Source organism: Bradyrhizobium sp., from assembly GCF_049581145.1.
Taxonomy (GTDB): Bacteria; Pseudomonadota; Alphaproteobacteria; order Rhizobiales; family Xanthobacteraceae; genus Bradyrhizobium.
In genome coordinates this window covers 1-2,110 of record NZ_JBAURI010000857.1, presented here as the reverse complement: position 1 = coordinate 2,110, position 2,110 = coordinate 1, and the positions used below count along the sequence as shown (strand labels likewise).

Sequence of the window (2,110 nt, the reverse complement as noted above, 5' to 3'; positions counted from 1 at the left end):
ATTGCAGGTATGCGGAGTAGTGCAACTGGTGATATTCAACAGTCGACTAAACGACTCGGCCGTGACGGGAAGCGGCGCCCCCTCGCGGGCGCTGAGGGCCGGAGTCGCGCTGCTGACTGTATCGCTGCCCACCCGGATGCGTCACTACGGGAAATAGCCCGGGAGGCCGATGTATCACTGGGCACTGTGCACGACGTGCGTGCACGGATGCGCCGTGGAGCGGATCCCCATACCGAGGGACGAGATCCGTCAGCGCTCGCCGAGATCGCAAAGCACCCAACTACAGACAAGGACATAGCCGCTGACCGGTTGCCTGCCGGAAATGCCATGACTAAACGTAATTCGCAGCAGCCGACATGGCCTGCGATATCTTCTAAGCTTGCTAACGATCCCAGTCTGCGATACACGGAGGGCGGCCGGATATTTTTCCGGTGGATGACCTTGCACGCTATGCACGCTGAAAAATGGAAAGAGTTCATTAATGTGATCCCGGCATACTGGCTTAAAGACGTTAGCTTTATAGCTGACTGGGTTAGCGAGCAGTGGCGTGAATTCGCGCAGGAACTCAGAGATCGGCAAAAGTCGGTGTATTAGTGGCTACTTCGGCGAACAGCAGCATACCCGTGTCTGCGCCTCGGCTCGGGTATGGCAGTCATCACTTTAGATGGTCAGGATGACCTCGGCATCGCGGGTCAGTCGCGCTCTAGAGTACCAGAGGAAACGGCGCTGGCTGGCCTTGCTGTCGAATCAGCAGGTGCGTCCAGCCCGCTGCTTTTCAACTATGAGCACTTGGGGACCCTCCTGCGATCTGGTGAGGAATCTTGACATACGCTGCCAGCGAGGCGGCCAATGGATGTGAGGACTTTGGGCCCAGCTGGCATGGTCTCATCTGCAATCGGATTGGGCACATTGGCATTCAGCGGTATTTACGGCCCGATCACCAGTCGCGAGTCTAGTAGGATAATCGGGCGTGCCCTTGATATGGGTATAACCATGCTCGATACCGCTGACCTTTACTCCCAGGGTAAGGTAGAAAGACTGCTGGGAGAATCTCTGCACGGGCGACGCGGCGATGCTCTAATTGCCACTCATGGAGGCACGCGCGTAAATGCGGCAGGAGAATCAGCCATCGTCGACGGCCACCCCGCCTACCTGGCCGTGGCATGCGACAGCTCCTTGCGGCGGCTCAAGACGGATTGCCTGGACCTCTATTACCTGTCCCGCGTGGATCCACAGATCCCCGTTGAGGACAGTGTGGGCAAGCTGGCGGAGCTCGTGACGGCGGGGAAGGTTCGTTACCTGGGGCTGACTGAGGCGTCGCCGGATCAGTTGCGCCGTGCGCAGGCGACTCATCCGATCAGCGCGCTCGCGGTCCAGTATTCACTCCTGCAGGATTGCGCCGAGAGCGGGTCGCTGGCAGCAGCCGCCGAACTCGGCGTGGGTATCGTGGCACGCCGTCCGCTCGGATGCGGGCTGCTCACGGGTCGTGCCAGTTCCGGAGCTTCGGCGCAGGAGCAGACTGCCTTGCGCACTATTGCGGCTGAGGCTGCCGAGTTGGACCTAGGGATGGCGCGCCTGGCGCTGGCATGGCTGCTGGCGTGGCGAGACGATGTTGTGCCTGTGCCTAGTACGCACAGCGCTGCCCATCTGGAGATGAACGCCTCCGCAGCCGACATCCGCCTGACGCCCGGCTCATTCAAGCGTCTCGCGCAGTTCTTCCCGCCAGGACTGGCACGGGCTTAGTACTGTTCGCCCCCCTTGTTGACAGCATCGAGGCGGGAGACAGCCCCTAGCTTAACGAAGATATTCCGGAGATGCCGCTTGACGGTGGCCTCTGTTAGAGATAGACGTGATGCGATCTGGCTATTGCTGAGCGCCTGCGCGACAAGGTGAAGCACTTCACGCTCTCGGTCCGAGAGCATCTCGATGCCCGATTTTTGCTCAACTTGCCTCAGGCTTTCTCGGGAGACGCCGAGCACGACCCGGTCCGCATCGGCGCTAACAGCGCGGATCGCGACCACGAGTTCCTGCCAGTGAATGCTCTTGAGGAGATAGCCTCGGACGCCGATGGCTAGCAGATCCTGAACGAGCTGGGGACCCTCATACATAC

The 2,110-nt window shown here is 60.1% G+C and carries 2 protein-coding genes; one reads left to right on the top strand and one right to left on the bottom strand.

The features are described from left to right. Nucleotides 1-849: 849 nt before the first annotated feature. A complete protein-coding gene (locus WCB02_RS28120) occupies nucleotides 850-1,743 on the top strand; it encodes an aldo/keto reductase (RefSeq protein ID WP_423963022.1) in 894 nt (297 codons plus the stop codon). Here the strand turns inward: WCB02_RS28120 and WCB02_RS28115 are convergent. Then, nucleotides 1,740-2,110 (bottom strand): helix-turn-helix transcriptional regulator (locus WCB02_RS28115; RefSeq protein WP_423963021.1); only part of this gene is annotated, 371 nt, incomplete at its 5' end. The two genes, WCB02_RS28120 and WCB02_RS28115, sit on opposite strands and share 4 nt — an antisense overlap.